Source organism: Kineococcus terrestris (assembly GCF_041020755.1).
In the GTDB taxonomy this organism is placed as follows: Bacteria; Actinomycetota; Actinomycetes; order Actinomycetales; family Kineococcaceae; genus Kineococcus; species Kineococcus terrestris.
Window position 1 is genome coordinate 38,318 of sequence record NZ_JBEUEI010000028.1, and the last position, 15,321, is coordinate 53,638.

Below are 15,321 nucleotides of genomic sequence, written 5' to 3' on the forward strand. Positions count from 1 at the left end.
GGCCTCACCAGCCGGGCCTCACCAGCCCGGCCTCGTAGGCGGCCACGACGGCCTGGCTGCGGCTGACGAGCCCCAGCTTGGCCAGGACGTGCGAGACGTGGCTCTTGACCGTGGCCTCCCCGACGCCGAGGCGGCCGGCGATCTCGGCGTTGGCCAGCCCGCGGGCCACCAGCAGCAGCACCTCCCGCTCGCGGGCGGTGAGCACGTCCAGCGGCACGGCCGCCGGCGCGGGGACCGCCGGGGCGAAGGCGGCGACCAGGCGGCGGGTCACCGACGGCGCGAGCAGCGAGACGCCCTCCGCGACGGTCCGCAGGGCGGCCACCAGCTGCGCCTCGGGGGCGTCCTTGAGCAGGAAGCCGCCCGCCCCCGCCCGCAGCGCCGCGTAGACGTGCTCGTCCTCGTCGAAGGTCGTGACCACCAGCACCGCCGGCCGCGGGCCGGCGCGGGCCAGGCGGCGGGTGGCCTCGATGCCGTCCACGCGCGGCATCCGGACGTCCATGAGGACGACGTCGGGGTCCAGGGCCCGGGCCGCCGACACGGCCTCGGCGCCGTCCGCCGCCTCCCCGACGACCTCGACGTCGGGGAAGGCGCTGAGCACCATCCGGAACCCGGCGCGCACGAGCCGCTCGTCGTCCGCCACGAGCACCCGCAGGCTCACGCCGGGGCCTCCCCGGCGGCCGCCCGCGCGGGCTCGCGCACGGCCCCGGGGACTCCCTCCGCCGCCGGCGGGGGCACGGGCAGGCGCACGAGGACGCGGAACCCGCCGTCCTCCCGGGGGCCGGTCAGGACGTGACCGCCGAGGACGGCGGCCCGCTCGCGCACGCCGGCGAGCCCCCGCCCGCCCGTGGAAGGGAGGTCGCCGCCACGCGGTGCGGGCTCCGGCGGCGCGCCGTTGCGCACGTCCACCACCACCTCCCGCTCCCCGCGGCGTACGACGACGGCGACGCGGGCGCCGGGGGCGTGCCGGGCCGCGTTGGTCAGCGCCTCCTGCACGACGCGGTAGCAGGTGACGGCGAATCCCGGCGGCAGGCCGTCGAGCGGGTCCGCGTCGAGCGTCACGGGCACACCGGCGCGGCGGACGTCGCCGACGAGCGCGGGCAGGTCCGGCGGGCCCGGTGGCGGGCCGGCGGCGTCGTCGGTCGTGCGCAGCAGCCCGGTGAGCAGCCGCATCTCCCGCAGGGCTCCGGAGGCGGCCCGCTCGACCTCGTCGAGGGCCTCGCGCGCCCGGGCGGGGTCCGCGGCCAGGACCGCGCGGGCGCCCCGGGCCTGCAGGACGACGACGCTCAGGCCGTGGCCGACGACGTCGTGCAGCTCGCGGGCGATCCGGGCCCGCTCGGCCTCCACGGCCCGCAGGCCCCGCTCGCGGGCCTCGTCAGCGGCCGCGGCCCGCTCGGCGGCCAGGGCCTCGGCCCGCCGCCGCTCGGTGGCGTTCCGGCGCCAGACCAGGCCGAGCACGGCCACCGCCCCGGCGAAGACGGTGTTGGCGACGCCGTCCCCGATCCCGTAGGCCTCGTGGACGAGGCCCTGCAGCGCGACGAGCACGAGGACGACGGCCACGGCCACCGCTGCGCGGGCCGTGGTCCGCGACCACCGGGCGGCCGCCAGCGGGGCCAGCCCGAGCGCGCACAGGGGCACGGCGAACGTGTTGGCGACGGGGAACAGGAGCGGCTCGGCGGCCCACGCCGCGGTGGCCGCCGCGGGAGCGAGCAGCGGCGCGCGCCGCTGCAGGACGAGGGGGGCGGTGACGGCGACCAGCAGCAGCGCGTGCGCCGCGGTCGGGGGCGCCGCGTCCGTGCTGTGCGGCAGGTGCAGCTCGACCTGCGCGGCGAGGGTGAGCACCACCGGCAGGACCACGTCCCAGCGCCACCGCGCCGCGGAGCCGGTCACCGGCGCACGGTAGGACGCCGCCCGCCGGCGCGTCACCCCCCGCAGGTCGTCCACCTCCCGGGGGAGACCGCGGCACCGGTCCGCCCGCCGGGGGACGGCTCTCCCGCGCGGGACGGGCGAGGCCCGCGGCGCCCGCGCCTAGCGTCGCCGCTCCCGGTCGCGGGGACCGGCCGACGGGCGGAGGAAGCCGTGGACGACACCACCACCAGCAGCACCAGCACCACCACGACCCGGGGGCGCCGCGGCGGGCGTCCGCTGCCGGGTCTCGAGGCACCTCCCGGGTCGCGCTCGCGCGTCCCGGGCGCCTGCCTCGTCGCCGCCGCGCTGGCGCTGGCCGCGGCGGGCGCCCTGGACCCGGCCGTGCCGGGCGACTCGCTGGCCGCGCTGCTGGCGCACGTCTCCGAGGACTCCGCGCGCTGGACCGCGTGGTCGCTGTGCCTGGTCCTCACCGGGTTGCTCCTGCTGCCGGCGGTCGCCGCGCTGGTGCGCCTGCCGTCGCGGCGGGAGCCGGGTGCCCGCCTCACCACCGCGGGCGGGTACCTGGCGGGTGCCGGTGCCGTGGGCCTGGTCGCGCTGGGCGCCTCCGAGCTCGACGTGGCCGCGCTGGCGTCGGGACCGGCGCCGGGGCCGGAGGTCCTGGCGGTGGCCGAGCGCCTGGAGGGCTCGGCGGGCCTGGCCGTCGTCTTCCTCCTCGTGCTGCCCGGGGTGCACGTGGGGGTGCCGCTGCTGCTGTGGGGGCTGCGGCGGGCGCGCCTGCTGGCGGCGTGGGTGCCCGTGCTGGCCACCGCGGGCGCGCTGGGCTCCTGGTTCCTCAGCGAGGTCGACGGGCCGTGGGAGGGGCTGGCGCTGGTGGCCACCGCGGTCGCGCTCCTGGCCACCGGCCCCCTGCTGCTGCGCGGTGCCGGTGCACCGTCCCGGCGGGCGTCCTGACGTGCGCGGCGGGCGGGGGCCGGGTGAGCATGGGTCATGGCCCCGCTGCGCCCAGCCCTCGCCTGCTCGGCCGCCCTCGCCCTGCTCCTGGCGGGCTGCGGGCAGGACGCCGACGTGGGCACCGGCACCGGCACCGCCGCTCCCGTGCCCACCGCGACGGGACCGGAGGAGCCGGGCGAGCCCACGCCCGACCCCGCGGACCCCGCCGCCGACCCCGCCCAGGGGTCGACGGCCGCGGCCGTCGGGTTCCCCGGCGAGCCGGTGGACGTCACGACCGGCCTGGACGTGCCGTGGGGGCTGGCGGTGATGCCCGACGGCACCGCGCTGGTGACGCTGCGGGACGAGGCCCGCGTGGTGCGCGCGGGGCCCGGGGTGCTGGAGCAGGTCGCCGCCCCCGGCGAGGACGGGCGCGTGCCGGACGTCGTGCCCGGCGGGGAGGGCGGCCTCATGGGGATCGCCCTGTCCCCCACCTTCGCCGACGACGGCCACGTCTACCTGTTCCTCACCGCCCGCGACGACAACCGGGTCGTGCGGTACACGTGGTCCCCGGGCCGCCTCGACGAGCCGCTGCCCGTGGTGACGGGGCTGCCGAAGGCGAGCACCCACAACGGCGGCCGGCTGGCGTTCGGCCCCGACGGGATGCTCTACGTCGGCACCGGCGACGCGCAGGACCGCCCGTCGGCGCAGGACCCGGCCTCGCTGGGCGGCAAGGTGCTGCGGGTCACCCCGACCGGCGAGGTCCCGCCGGACAACCCCTTCCCCGGGTCGCCCGTGTTCTCCCTGGGGCACCGCAACCCGCAGGGCCTCGGGTTCGACTCCGCGGGCCGGCTGGTCGCGGCGGAGTTCGGCCAGGACACCTGGGACGAGCTCAACGTCATCCGCCCGGGCGCGAACTACGGCTGGCCCGAGGTGGAGGGCCCCGGCGACGGCGGCGGCCGCTTCGAGGCGCCGCTGCAGTGGTGGTCTCCCGCGGACGCCTCCCCCAGCGGGCTGACCGTCACCCCCGACGCCGTCTACGTCGCCGCGCTGCGCGGGGCGCGGCTGTGGCGGGTGCCGCTGGAGGCCGAGGGCCCCACGGGCGCGCCGCAGGAGTTCCTGGCGGGCGCGCTGGGGCGGCTGCGCACCGTCGAGGTGGGCCCCGACGGCTCGCTGTGGGTGCTGACCAGCAACACCTTCCGCGGGGAGCCGCGCGCGGGCGACGACCGCCTGGTCAGCGTGCCGCTGCAGCCCGCGCCGTAGGCTCCGGCCATGGTCGACGACGTGCGGGGCAGCAGCCTCAAGATCGGGTACAAGGCGTCCGCGGAGCAGTTCGGGCCGGGGCAGCTGGCGGACTTCGCCGTGCAGGCGGAGGACCAGGGGCTGGACTCGGTGTGGATCTCCGACCACTTCCAGCCGTGGCGGCACGAGGGTGGTCACGCCCCCAGCGCGCTGGTGTGGCTGGCGCACGTGGCCGCCCGCACCTCCCGCGTCCGGTTCGGCACGAGCGTCCTGACGCCGACGCTGCGCTACAACCCTGCCGTCGTCGCGCAGGCCTTCGCCACCCTCGGCGTCCTGCACCCGGGCCGGCCCATCTTGGGCGTGGGCACGGGCGAGGCGCTCAACGAGACCGCCGTCGGCGCCCCCTACCCCGAGACGCGCGAGCGCTTCGCCCGGCTGCGCGAGGCGGTGCGGCTGATCCGCCGGCTGTGGACCGAGGACCGCGTCGAGTTCGAGGGCGAGTTCTACGCCCTGCACGGCGCGACCGTGTACGACAAGCCGCAGGTCCCCGTGCCGATCTACGTCGCCGGTGGCGGCCCGGGGGTCACCAAGTACGCCGGCCGCGCCGGCGACGGGTACATCTGCACCTCCGGCAAGGGCATGGACCTGTACTCCGAGACGCTGCTGCCCGCGCTGCGGGAGGGCCTGGAGGCCTCGAACCGCGAGTTCTCCCAGATCGAGCGGACCATCGAGGTCAAGCTGTCCTTCGACGAGGACCCCGAGCGCGCGCTGGAGAACTGCCGGTTCTGGGCGCCGCTGTCGCTGTCGGCGGAGCAGAAGGCGAACGTGCACGACCCGGCGGAGATGGCCCGGCTGGCCGACGAGCTGCCGATCGAGCAGGTCGCCAAGCGCTGGATCGTCACCAGCGACCCGCAGGAGGTCGTCCGCCAGGTGCGCCAGTACGTCGACGCCGGGTTCGACCACCTGGTCTTCCACGCCCCCGGCCACGACCAGTCGCGGTTCCTGTCGCAGTTCACCGCCGACGTGGTGCCGCACCTGCGCTCCCTCTGACCGGCTCCCGCCGTGCTCGACCAGCTCGACGTCCTCGTCACCTCCTACGCCGCGGCCTGGTGGGTCCCGTTCCTGGTGTTCGGGCTCGCCACCGTCGACGCGTTCTTCCCCCCGCTGCCCAGCGAGTCGGTGGTCATCGCGCTGTCGGCGATCTGGGCGGCCACCGGCGAGCCCGACCTGCTCGCCCTGGGGGTGGCGGCCGCGCTGGGCGCGTTCTGCGGCGACAACGTCACCTACACGATCGGCCGGCACTCGCCGCTGCGGCGCTGGGTGTCGGGCAACCCCCGGCTGGAGCGGATCTTCGACCGGTCGGGCCGCGAGCTGGCCAAGCGGGGGGCGCTGGCGATCCTCGCGGCGCGCTACGTGCCGGTCGGGCGCACGGCGGTCAACCTCACCGCCGGCGCCACCCGCTTCCCGCGGCGCCGGTTCGTGGGCCTGTCGGCGGTGGCCGCGCTGACGTGGTCGGGGTACTCGATCGCGATCGGCGCCCTGGCCGGGCACTGGGTGGAGTCCACCCCGCTGGTGGGGGCGCTCGTCGGCGTGGCCGGCGCCCTCGTCATCGGGTTCGCCGTCGACACCGTCCTGAACCGCCTCGTGCACCCGCGGCGGGCCCGCGCCTGACGGGCCCGCCGGGGGTCTCGCGCACGGGTCTCACCAGGAGGTCTCGCCCGGCGGCAGGACCGCCAGCTCCGGCACGACGCTGTCCGGCCACGTGGCGAACACCGTCATCAGCGCGCGCGCCACGGTCGCCGGGTCCTGCAGCTTGCTGAGGTCGGCGTCGGGGAACCGGTCGGTGACGAACCGGGTGGCCATCCCGCCGGGGATGAGGCCGGTGACCCCGACGCCGATGGACCCGTGGCGCTGCCGGCAGTCCCGCTGCGCCTCCTTGAACAGCGCGGCGGTGTAGGCGCGCAGACCGTGCTTGCTCGCGGCGTACGCCGAGGCCTCCGTCCACACCCGCCGCGCGGCCGTCGAGAGCGTGTTGACGACGTAGCCGTGGTTGCGCTCCAGCATCGACGGGTACGTCGCGGCGACGAGGTACATGGGGCCGAGCAGGTTCGCGGCGACGACGTCGGCGGCCTGCTGCGCGGTCTGGTGCTCGATGGGCGTGCAGACGTCGTAGCCGGCGTTGTTGACGAGCACGTCCACCGGGCCGGAGCGCTCGACGACCTGCGCCACCGCCAGCGCCACCGCCGCGGCGTCGCCCACGTCCAGCGGCAGCGCGTGCGCCGTGCCGCCCGCGGCGGCGACGTCGGCGGCGGTGCGCTCGGCACCCTCGGCGCGCACGTCGCTCACCCACACCGTCGCGCCCGCCGACGCCAGTTCCCGGCTGATCGCCGCACCCAGACCGCCACCCGCGCCGGTCACCAGCGCCACCTGTCCCGTGAGATCCACGGTCCCGAACGTAGGGGACGCCCGCCCCCGCGGCGACCGGTCAGCGCCGCCCGGCGCGGGCCAGGGCCCGCGCGCCCGCGACGGCCGCCGCGGCGCCCAGCACCCAGGGGGCGCCCACGACGAGGGGGTCCAGCCACTGGTGCCGCACGTCGGCGCGCCCGCGCCCGGCGCGCGAGCGCAGCCCGTGCCCCGAGGACTCGGCGCGCGCACGGGCCTGCCACGGGCCGCTCGCCCGGCCCCGCCGCGTGGCGGTGGCGGTGGCGGCGGACTCGACGGCGTCGATCCGGTCGGCGGCCATCAGCAGCAGCCAGTGCGTGTTCCGCCCCTCGGACCAGCGGTAGGCGTACCGGCGGACGACGCCGGAGAGCCCGTGCGGCGGGGCGACGGTGCCGAAGACGGGGGGCAGCTGCGCGTGCTCGACCGAGCGCTCGCGCGGGACCCGCTCCGGCTGGCGCTCGGGGAAGTCCCAGTGCGCGCCGTACCGGGTCGGGTCCGGTGGCAGTTCCCGCGGCACCGCCGGGCGGTCGGCGGGGTCGAGGTCGACGCCCCACCCGGGGATGCGGGCGCGCAGCTGCTCGGGGGTCTCCGCCAGGGGCGGCTTCTCGGCGCGGTACGCCACGGTCCCTCCTCCGGTCGTGCGGGGTCGTGCGGGGTCGTGCGGGTGGTCCTCGTCGCCCGCGGCCGCCTCAGGCCGCGCCGGGCACGATCAGCGGCTTCACGCAGCCGTCGAGCTTGGACGAGAACACGTGGTACGCCTCGGCGACCTCCTCCAGCGGGAAGCGGTGCGTCACGATGTCGCGGGGCCGCAGGTACCCGGCCCGGACGTGCTCGAACAGGCGCGGCCACTGCCGCTTGACGGGGGTCTGGTTCATCCGCAGGGTCAGGCCCTTGTTGACGGCGTCGCCGAACTTCACCGCGGTGGGGACGGGGCCGTAGGCGCCCACCACCGACACGGTGCCGCCCTTGCGGACGGCGTCGATCGCCCAGTTCAGGGCCACCGGGGAACCGCCCTGCAGCTTCAGCTTGGTGCCCGCGACCTGGTGCAGGGCGTTGCCGTCGGCCTCGGCGCCCACGGCGTCGACCACGCGGTCCGCCCCCAGGTGCCCGGTGGTGCGCTTGAGGTGGACGACCACGTCGTCGACCTGCGTGGGGTTCACCGTCTCGGCGTGCGCGAAGGAGCGGGCCATCGCCAGGCGGTCCTCCAGGGGGTCGACGACGATCACCCGGCCGGCGCCCAGCAGCCACGCCGACGCGGCCGCGTACAGGCCGACGGGCCCGGCGCCGAGGACGACGACCACGTCGCCCTCGACGACGTCGGCCAGCTGGGCGCCGAAGTAGCCGGTGGCCAGGGCGTCGGTGCACAGGACGGCGTCCTCGTCGTGCATCCAGTCGGGGATCGGCTCCGGGCCGACGTCGGCGAACGGGACGCGGACGTACTCCGCCTGCCCGCCGTCGTAGCCGCCGGTGGTGTGGGAGTACCCGTAGATGCCGCCCACGGCGGTCGCGTTCGGGTTGACGTTGTGGCAGTTCGACAGCAGCCCGCGGGCGCAGAAGAAGCACGACCCGCAGGAGATGTTGAACGGCACCATGACCCGGTCGCCCGGCTGCAGCCGCTCCACGGCCGGCCCGACGCTCTCGACGACACCGATGAACTCGTGCCCGAAGGTGGTGCCGGGCCGGGTGTCCGGCATCAGCCCGTGGTACAGGTGCAGGTCCGACCCGCAGATCGCCGCGAGCGTCACCCGGACGATCGCGTCCTGCGGGTGCTCGATCGCCGGGACGTCCTTCTCCTCGACGCCGACCCGGTACGGACCGCGGTACACCATCGCTCGCACCTATCCACTTGTCCCGCGGGGGCCGGGCGCCAGCCCCGGCCGACGGGGCCGCCCCCCGGCGGGGGGGGGGCGCGCGGGGCGCCGCCCGGCGGGGGGGCGCCCGGCGCGCCACGGGGCGGGCTCAGGCGCCGACGCGCTCCACGACCAGCTCGCGCACGCGCGCGGCGTCGGCCTTGCCGCGCATCTCCTTCATCACCGCGCCGATGAGCGCGCCGGCGGCCTGCGCCTTGCCGCCGCGGATCTTCTCCACCACGCCGGGGTTGGCGGCGATGGCCGCGTCCACGGCGGCCACCAGCGCCGACTCGTCGGAGACGACCGCCAGGCCCCGGGACTCGACGACCTCGGCGGGCGAGCCCTCCCCGGCCAGGACGCCCTCCAGCGCCTCGCGGGCCAGGCGGTCGGTCAGGGTGCCGGCGTCCACGAGGGACTGCAGCTGCGCCACCTGCTCCGGGGTCACGGGCAGCGAGGCGAGGTCGGTGCCGTCGGCGTTGGCGCGGCGGGCCAGCTCACCCGTCCACCACTTGCGGGCCGCGGCGGCCGGGGCGCCGGCCGCGACGGTGGCCTCGACGAGGTCGACCGCGCCGGCGTTGCCCACGTCGCGCATCTCGGCGTCGGAGAAGCCCCACTCGCCCTGCAGGCGGCGGCGGCGCTGCGCGGGCGGTTCCGGCAGCGTCGCGCGCAGCTGCTCCACCCACGCCGGGTCCGGCTCGACGGGCACGAGGTCCGGCTCGGGGAAGTAGCGGTAGTCCTCCGCGTCGGACTTCTCCCGCCCGGACGTCGTCAGGCCGGTGTCCTCGTGCCAGTGCCGGGTCTCCTGCACGACCCGCTCGCCCGCGCGCAGCAGCGCGGCGTGCCGGCGCACCTCGTAGCGCACCGCGCGCTCCACCGAGCGCAGGGAGTTGACGTTCTTCGTCTCCGAGCGGGTGCCCAGGGGCGCCTCGGGGGACGGGCGCAGCGACAGGTTGACGTCGCAGCGCAGCGAGCCCTGCTCCATCTTCACGTCCGAGACGTCCAGCGCCCGCAGCAGGTCGCGCAGGGTGGCGACGTAGGCGCGGGCGACGTCCGGAGCGCGGTCCCCGGTGCCGGTCAGCGGCTTGGTGACGATCTCGATGAGGGGGATGCCGGCGCGGTTGTAGTCCACGAGCGAGTACTCGGCGCCGTGGATGCGGCCGGTGGAACCGCCCACGTGCAGGGACTTGCCGGTGTCCTCCTCCATGTGGGCGCGCTCGATCTCGACGCGGTACGTGAACGCCGGCTTCGTCCCGTCCTCGCTGGCCGGGACCTCGACGTCCAGGTGCCCGTCGAAGGCGATGGGCTCGTCGTACTGCGACGTCTGGAAGTTCTTCGGCATGTCCGGGTAGAAGTAGTTCTTCCGGGCGAACCGGCAGCGGTCGGCGATCCGGCAGTTCAGCGCCAGGCCGATGCGGACCGCCGACTCCAGCGCCTTGGCGTTGAGCACCGGCAGCGCGCCGGGCAGGCCGAGGGAGACCGGGTCGACCTGCGTGTTCGGCGCGGCGCCGAACTCCGTGGGCGCGCCGGAGAACATCTTCGTCACGGTCGACAGCTCGACGTGGACCTCCAGGCCCAGCACCGGGTCGAACTGCGCGACGGCCTCGTCGTAGTCGACGAGGTCCAGCTCCTGCGGTGCGGCGCTCACGCCGGCACCCCCTTCCACTCGGGGACCTGCTCGAGCAGCGGCGCGCCCCAGCGCTGCACCAGCCGCGCCTCCACGGCCGCGCCGACCCGGTACAGCCGGTCGTCGGCCTGCTGCGGGGCCAGCAGCTGCAGCCCGACGGGCAGGCCGTCGGACAGCCCCGCCGGCAGCGACATGCCGGGGATCCCGGCCAGGTTGGCGGGGATGGTGGCCACGTCGCCGGCGTACATGGCCAGCGGGTCGTCCAGCTTCTCCCCCAGCCGGTAGGCGACCGTCGGGGCGGTCGGCGAGACCAGCACGTCGACCTGCCCGAAGGCGGCGGCGAAGTCGCGCTGCACGAGCGTGCGGACCTTCTGCGCGCTGCCGTAGTAGGCGTCGTAGTAACCGGCGGACAGGGCGTACGTGCCGAGGATGATCCGGCGCTTGGCCTCGTCGCCGAACCCGGCGGCGCGGGTGGCGCGCATGACCTGCTCGGCGGTGACGCCGGAACCCTCGGGCGTCACGCGCAGGCCGTAGCGCATCCCGTCGTACTTGGCGAGGTTGCTGGAGGCCTCGCTGGGCAGGATGAGGTAGTACGCGGCCAGCGCGTGCACGAGGTTCGGCAGGCTCAGCTCGACGACCTCGGCGCCGGCGGCGCGCAGCTCCTCCAGGGCCTCGCCGAAGCGGGCGAGCACACCGGGCTCGTACCCCTCGCCGGACAGCTCGGTGACGACGCCGACCCGTACGCCGGTCAGGTCGCCGTCCGCGCCGCGGCGGGCCGCGCCGACGACGTCGGGCACGGCCTCGGGGATCGACGTGGAGTCGTAGGGGTCGTGGCCGGCGATGACCGCGTGCAGCAGCGCGGTGTCGAGCACCGTGCGCGCGCACGGCCCGGCCTGGTCCAGCGAGCTGGCCAGCGCCACGAGGCCGTAGCGCGAGACCCCGCCGTAGGTGGGCTTGACGCCCACGGTGCCGGTGACGGCGGCGGGCTGGCGGATGGAGCCGCCGGTGTCCGAGCCGATCGTGAGGGGCGCCTCGAACGCCGCGAGGGCCGCGGCGGACCCGCCGCCGGAGCCGCCGGGGATCCGGGTGGGGTCCCACGGGTTGCGGGTGGGCCCGAACGCGGAGTGCTCCGTCGTGGAGCCCATCGCGAACTCGTCCATGTTGGTCTTGCCGAGGACGACGAGACCGGCGGCGTGCAGCTCGCGCACGACGGTCGCGTCGTAGGGCGGCACCCAGCCCTCGAGCATCCGCGAACCGCAGGTGGTCGGCATCCCCCGCGTGGTGAGGACGTCCTTGACGCCGACCGGCACCCCGGCCAGGGGGCCCAGCTCGGCGCCGCGGGCGCGGTCGGCGTCGACCTCGCGGGCGCGGGCGAGCGCGGAGTCGGCGGCCACGTGCAGGAAGGCGTTGACGCCGCCCCCCTCGGCCGGGTCGACGGCGGCGATGCGGTCCAGGTGGGCGCGCACGACCTCCTCGGAGGACACGACGCGCGCGCGCAGGGCTTCCGAGAGGCGGGCGGCGTCCCAGCGGACGAGCTCGGCGACGCTCACGCGTCCTCCTCGAGGATCTGCGGGACGCGGAATCGGCCGTCCTCGGCGGCCGGCGCCATGGCCAGCGCCTCCTCGGCGCTCAGGCCGGGGCGGACGACGTCGGGGCGCGTCACGTTGGTCAGGGGCACGGGGTGCGAGGTCGCGGGCACGTCGTCGGTGGCGACCGCGGACACCTGGGCGACGGCGTCCAGGACCGCGCCGAGCTGGCCGGCCAGGCGGTCCAGCTCCTCGTCGCTCATGTCGATGCGCGCCAGGCGCGCGAGGTGCTCGACCTCGGAACGGGTGATGGCTGACACGTCGGCCGAGTCTAGGCGGCACCGGGCGGGGCCGTTCCGCCACCGCCCGCCGGGTCCGGCGGCACGAGCAGCTGAGTGGTGGCCAGCTCGCGGTACAGCGGGGAGGTGAGGAGCAGCTCCTCGTGCCGGCCCGTGGCCACGACCCGGCCCTCCTCCAGCACGGCGATCTGGTCGGAGTCGACGACGGTGGACAGGCGGTGGGCGACGACGACGAGGGTGCGCCGGTCGCCGGCGGCCGCGAGGGCCTCGCGCAGCAGGGCCTCGTTGCGGGCGTCCAGGGAGGCGGTGGGCTCGTCGAGCAGCAGCAGCTCGCCGGGGGCCAGCAGGGCGCGGGCGATGGCCAGGCGCTGGCGCTGCCCGCCGGAGAGCAGGACGCCGCCCTCGCCGACCTCCGCGTCCAGGCCGTCGGCGGAGCGCTCGGCCAGCTCGGACAGCGCGACGGCGGCCAGGGCCTCGCGCACCCGCTCGTCGGTGGCGTCCGGGGCGCCGAGGACGAGGTTCTCGCGCAGGGTGCCCGCCAGGACGGGCGCCTCCTGCTCGACGTAGCCCAGGCGGGCGCGCAGCGCCGCGCGGGGCAGGGCGCGCACGTCGACGCCCTCCAGGCGCACGGCGCCGGAGTCGACGTCCGCGAAGCGCTCGACGAGCGAGAGCAGGGTGGACTTGCCGGCGCCCGAGGGCCCGACGAGCGCGGTGCGGGTGCCGCGCTCGACGCGCAGGCTGGCCCCGCGCAGGGCCGTGGTGCCGCCGGGGTGCGTGAAGACGACGTCGTCGACCTCCAGCAGCGGCGCACCGGGCACGGGCGCCGGCGCCGGCCCCGGCGGGTCCTCCTCCACGGGCAGGCCCAGCACCTCCTGCACACGGGTCAGGGCGGCCACCCCGGCCTGCACGACCGTCCAGACCTGCACGACGGCGCCCAGGGGCACCACGAGGACGAACAGCAGGAGCAGGAAGCTGACGAGGTCGGCCAGCGGCGTGGCGCCGGAGGCGACGCGGGCGCCGCCGAGGCCCAGGACGGCGAGGAAGGAGCCCTGGAAGGCGATCTGCAGGGCCGGGCCCAGCAGGGCGCGGACCCGCGAGGCGCGCACCTGCGCGTCGCGGGCGCGGTGCGCGGCGGCCACGACGACCGCCAGCTCGCGGTCGGTGGCACCGCTGGCGCGCACCGTGCGCAGGGCCGACAGCAGCCGGCCCACCGCCGAGCTCATGGCCCCCACCTCGGTCTGGGTGGCCAGGTTGAGCCGGCCCAGCCGGGAGGAGGCGGCCGCGATGACGCCGACCGCCAGCAGGACCGCGGCGAGGGTGACGCCGAGCAGGACGGCGTCCAGGCGCGCCATCAGCACCACGGCGCCGGCGAAGGTCAGGACGGTGCCCACGAGGTCGAACAGGCCCGAGGTGACCACGGCCGACAGCGCGGTGGTGTCGCTGCCGACGCGGGACAGCAGGTCCCCGGACGTGCGGGCGTCGCGGGCGCCGACGGTCAGGCGGGCCAGCCGGGAGACCAGCGAGGTGCGCACGCCGAGGACGACGCCCGCGCCGGCGCGCTCCAGCAGGTACTGCCGGGCGCCGTCGAGCAGGGCCGCGGTGACGGCCACGGCGACGAGCAGCCCGGCCAGCCCGCCGACGGGCCGGGACTGCCCGACGGCCGCGACGACCTGCCCGACGAGCAGCGGCTGCACCAGGGCAGCGGCCGCGCCGACGAGGGAGAGGACGACCGCGACGGCGATGCCCGGCCGGTGCGGGCGCAGGTGGGGCACGAGCAGCCGGGCCGCCGCGGGCAGCGGCAGGACCTCAGGAGTCGGCGAGGGGGTCGTCGCGGGAGGGGTCGCGGGGGCCACCGGCGCAGTCTGACCCGGGCACCGGGCGTGCGCGTCCGTCACTCGTCGCACGCCCGTCACACGTCCGGCCCCCGTCGGGGGGACGACGTGTCCGACCTGTGATCCGGACCTGCGTGCAGGCGCAGCGGGTGTAGGTCATCATGTCTGCACCCGGTGCGGCGACGGTGCCGCACCTGAAGGGAGAACACAGATGACTGTCCTCACGCGCGCGCGCCGGCTCGCGCTCGTCGCCGGCGGCCTCGGGCTCGTGGTCGCCCTGAGCAGCTGCGCCAGCGCCGAGGAGGCCGGCGTCGGCGAGGGCACCGGCGGCGGCACCGACGTCACCGGCAGCGAGATCGACTGCTCGCAGTTCGAGCAGTTCGGCGAGGACCTCGACGGCACCGAGGTGGAGGTCTACACCTCCATCGTCACGCCCGAGGACCAGCCCTTCCTGGACACCTTCCAGCCGTTCACCGAGTGCACCGGCATCACGGTGAACTACAACGGCTCGCGCCAGTTCGAGGCGCAGCTGCCCGTGCGCGTGCAGAGCGGCAACGCGCCCGACATCGCCTTCCTGCCGCAGCCCGGCCTGCTGGCCCAGATGGTCGGCACCGGCCAGGTCGTCGAGCCGCCGCAGGCGGTCTCGGACAACGTCGACGAGCTGTGGAGCGAGGCCTGGCGCGAGTACGGGTCCGTCGACGGGACCTTCTACGCCGCACCGCTGGGCGCCAACACCAAGTCGTTCGTGTGGTACTCGCCCTCGGCCTTCGAGGAGGCCGGCTACGAGATCCCCGAGACGTGGGACGACCTCATCGCCCTCACCGACCAGATGGTGGCCGACAACCCGGACGTCAAGCCGTGGTGCGCCGGCATCGGCTCCGGCGACGCGACCGGCTGGCCGGCGACCGACTGGCTGGAGGACGTCGTCCTGCACGAGCTGGGCCCCGACGTCTACGACCAGTGGATCGCGCACGAGATCCCGTTCAACGACCCGCAGATCGTCGCCGCGCTCGACCGGGTCGGCTCGATCCTGCGCAACCCCGACTACGTCAACGGCGGTTTCGGCGACGTCGCCTCGATCGCCACGACGACCTTCCAGGACGCCGGCGTCCCCATCACGCAGGGCAACTGCTGGCTGCACCGCCAGGCGTCCTTCTACCAGGCCAACTGGCCCGACGGCACGGAGGTCGCCGAGGACGGCGACGTCTTCGCCTTCCCGTTCCCGGAGATCAACAGCGAGGTCGGCCAGGCCGTCGTGGGCGGCGGCGAGTTCGTCGCGGCCTTCGCCGACCGGCCCGAGGTCCAGGCGCTGCAGTACTACCTGTCGACCGCCGAGTGGGCCAACCTCAAGGCCCAGGCGTCCGGACCCGGCTGGCTGACTGCCAACACGGGCCTGGACGTGGAGAACCTGGTCAGCCCCATCGACCAGCTGGCGGCCGAGCAGCTGCAGGACGAGAGCGTCGCGTTCCGGTTCGACGCCTCCGACCTCATGCCCGCCGCGGTCGGCTCGGCCGCGGAGTGGCGCGAGCTGACCGCGTGGATCGCCAACGGGCAGGACACGCAGACGACGCTGGACAACATCGAGGCGGCCTGGCCGAACTGACGGCCGGCCGACCCCGCCACCGGGGGCGGGGGCCCGCCGGGGGGGCGGCCCCGCGGGGGGCCCTGCCCCCCCCCCCCCCCCCCGCCCCCCCCCCACCCCCCCACGCGGCG

The 15,321-nt window shown here is 76.6% G+C and carries 14 protein-coding genes; 5 read left to right on the forward strand and 9 right to left on the reverse strand.

Annotation, left to right across the window (positions count from 1 at the left end):
• Positions 1-4: 4 nt before the first annotated feature.
• Together AB8M62_RS15585 and AB8M62_RS15590 are read right to left on the reverse strand one after the other, a co-directional pair.
• Entirely contained in the window at positions 5-601 is a 597-nt protein-coding gene (locus AB8M62_RS15585) for a response regulator (RefSeq protein ID WP_373694970.1), read from the reverse strand.
• A gap of 53 nt (positions 602-654) precedes the next feature.
• Positions 655-1,887: a sensor histidine kinase gene (locus AB8M62_RS15590; RefSeq protein WP_369070141.1), complete on the reverse strand. Its 1,233-nt coding sequence runs from the start codon at positions 1,885-1,887 to the stop codon at positions 655-657.
• Between the two features lie 189 nt (positions 1,888-2,076).
• Between AB8M62_RS15590 and AB8M62_RS15595 the strand changes: the two genes are divergently transcribed.
• The 4 genes from AB8M62_RS15595 to AB8M62_RS15610 are packed head-to-tail and all read left to right on the forward strand — an operon-like array spanning position 2,077 to position 5,706.
• Positions 2,077-2,817: a hypothetical protein gene (locus AB8M62_RS15595; protein ID WP_369056079.1), complete on the forward strand. Its 741-nt coding sequence runs from the start codon at positions 2,077-2,079 to the stop codon at positions 2,815-2,817.
• Positions 2,818-2,853: 36 nt separating this feature from the next.
• On the forward strand, positions 2,854-4,056 hold the full coding sequence (locus AB8M62_RS15600) for a PQQ-dependent sugar dehydrogenase (RefSeq protein ID WP_369070142.1): 1,203 nt from the start codon (positions 2,854-2,856) through the stop codon (positions 4,054-4,056).
• 9 nt (positions 4,057-4,065) lie between these two features.
• Positions 4,066-5,085, forward strand: coding sequence for a glucose-6-phosphate dehydrogenase (coenzyme-F420) (fgd, locus tag AB8M62_RS15605; RefSeq protein ID WP_369070143.1), 1,020 nt, complete (start codon positions 4,066-4,068; stop codon positions 5,083-5,085).
• 12 nt (positions 5,086-5,097) lie between these two features.
• Positions 5,098-5,706 carry a DedA family protein gene (locus tag AB8M62_RS15610; RefSeq protein ID WP_369070144.1) on the forward strand — a complete coding sequence of 203 codons (609 nt, stop codon included), beginning with the start codon at positions 5,098-5,100 and terminating at the stop codon, positions 5,704-5,706.
• A gap of 30 nt (positions 5,707-5,736) precedes the next feature.
• On the opposite strand, the gene AB8M62_RS15615 is transcribed toward AB8M62_RS15610, so the two are convergent.
• The 7 genes from AB8M62_RS15615 to AB8M62_RS15645 all read right to left on the reverse strand — a co-directional run bounded on the left by AB8M62_RS15615 (position 5,737) and on the right by AB8M62_RS15645 (position 13,629).
• On the reverse strand, positions 5,737-6,480 hold the full coding sequence (locus AB8M62_RS15615) for an SDR family NAD(P)-dependent oxidoreductase (protein ID WP_369070145.1): 744 nt from the start codon (positions 6,478-6,480) through the stop codon (positions 5,737-5,739).
• A 40-nt stretch (positions 6,481-6,520) separates the two neighbouring features.
• Positions 6,521-7,099: a hypothetical protein gene (locus AB8M62_RS15620; protein WP_369070146.1), complete on the reverse strand. Its 579-nt coding sequence runs from the start codon at positions 7,097-7,099 to the stop codon at positions 6,521-6,523.
• A 67-nt stretch (positions 7,100-7,166) separates the two neighbouring features.
• Positions 7,167-8,315: a zinc-dependent alcohol dehydrogenase gene (locus tag AB8M62_RS15625; protein ID WP_369070147.1), complete on the reverse strand. Its 1,149-nt coding sequence runs from the start codon at positions 8,313-8,315 to the stop codon at positions 7,167-7,169.
• A 121-nt stretch (positions 8,316-8,436) separates the two neighbouring features.
• Positions 8,437-9,972 (reverse strand): Asp-tRNA(Asn)/Glu-tRNA(Gln) amidotransferase subunit GatB, encoded by a 1,536-nt coding sequence (gene gatB / locus AB8M62_RS15630; RefSeq protein ID WP_369070148.1) that lies wholly within the window; start codon positions 9,970-9,972, stop codon positions 8,437-8,439.
• A complete protein-coding gene (gatA, locus tag AB8M62_RS15635; RefSeq protein ID WP_369056087.1) occupies positions 9,969-11,501 on the reverse strand; it encodes an Asp-tRNA(Asn)/Glu-tRNA(Gln) amidotransferase subunit GatA in 1,533 nt (510 codons plus the stop codon). The genes gatB and gatA overlap by 4 nt, the downstream gene beginning before the upstream one ends.
• Positions 11,498-11,797 carry an Asp-tRNA(Asn)/Glu-tRNA(Gln) amidotransferase subunit GatC gene (gene gatC, locus AB8M62_RS15640; protein ID WP_369056088.1) on the reverse strand — a complete coding sequence of 100 codons (300 nt, stop codon included), beginning with the start codon at positions 11,795-11,797 and terminating at the stop codon, positions 11,498-11,500. Before gatC ends, gatA begins: the two co-directional genes overlap by 4 nt.
• Positions 11,798-11,808: 11 nt before the next feature.
• The gene (locus AB8M62_RS15645) at positions 11,809-13,629 is read right to left on the reverse strand and encodes an ABC transporter ATP-binding protein (RefSeq protein ID WP_369070149.1); all 1,821 of its coding nucleotides are present in this window, start codon (positions 13,627-13,629) and stop codon (positions 11,809-11,811) included.
• Positions 13,630-13,819: 190 nt separating this feature from the next.
• Here AB8M62_RS15645 and AB8M62_RS15650 point away from each other — a divergent pair, with 190 nt between their 5' ends.
• Positions 13,820-15,211, forward strand: coding sequence for an ABC transporter substrate-binding protein (locus tag AB8M62_RS15650; protein ID WP_369070150.1), 1,392 nt, complete (start codon positions 13,820-13,822; stop codon positions 15,209-15,211).
• Positions 15,212-15,321: the final 110 nt, after the last annotated feature.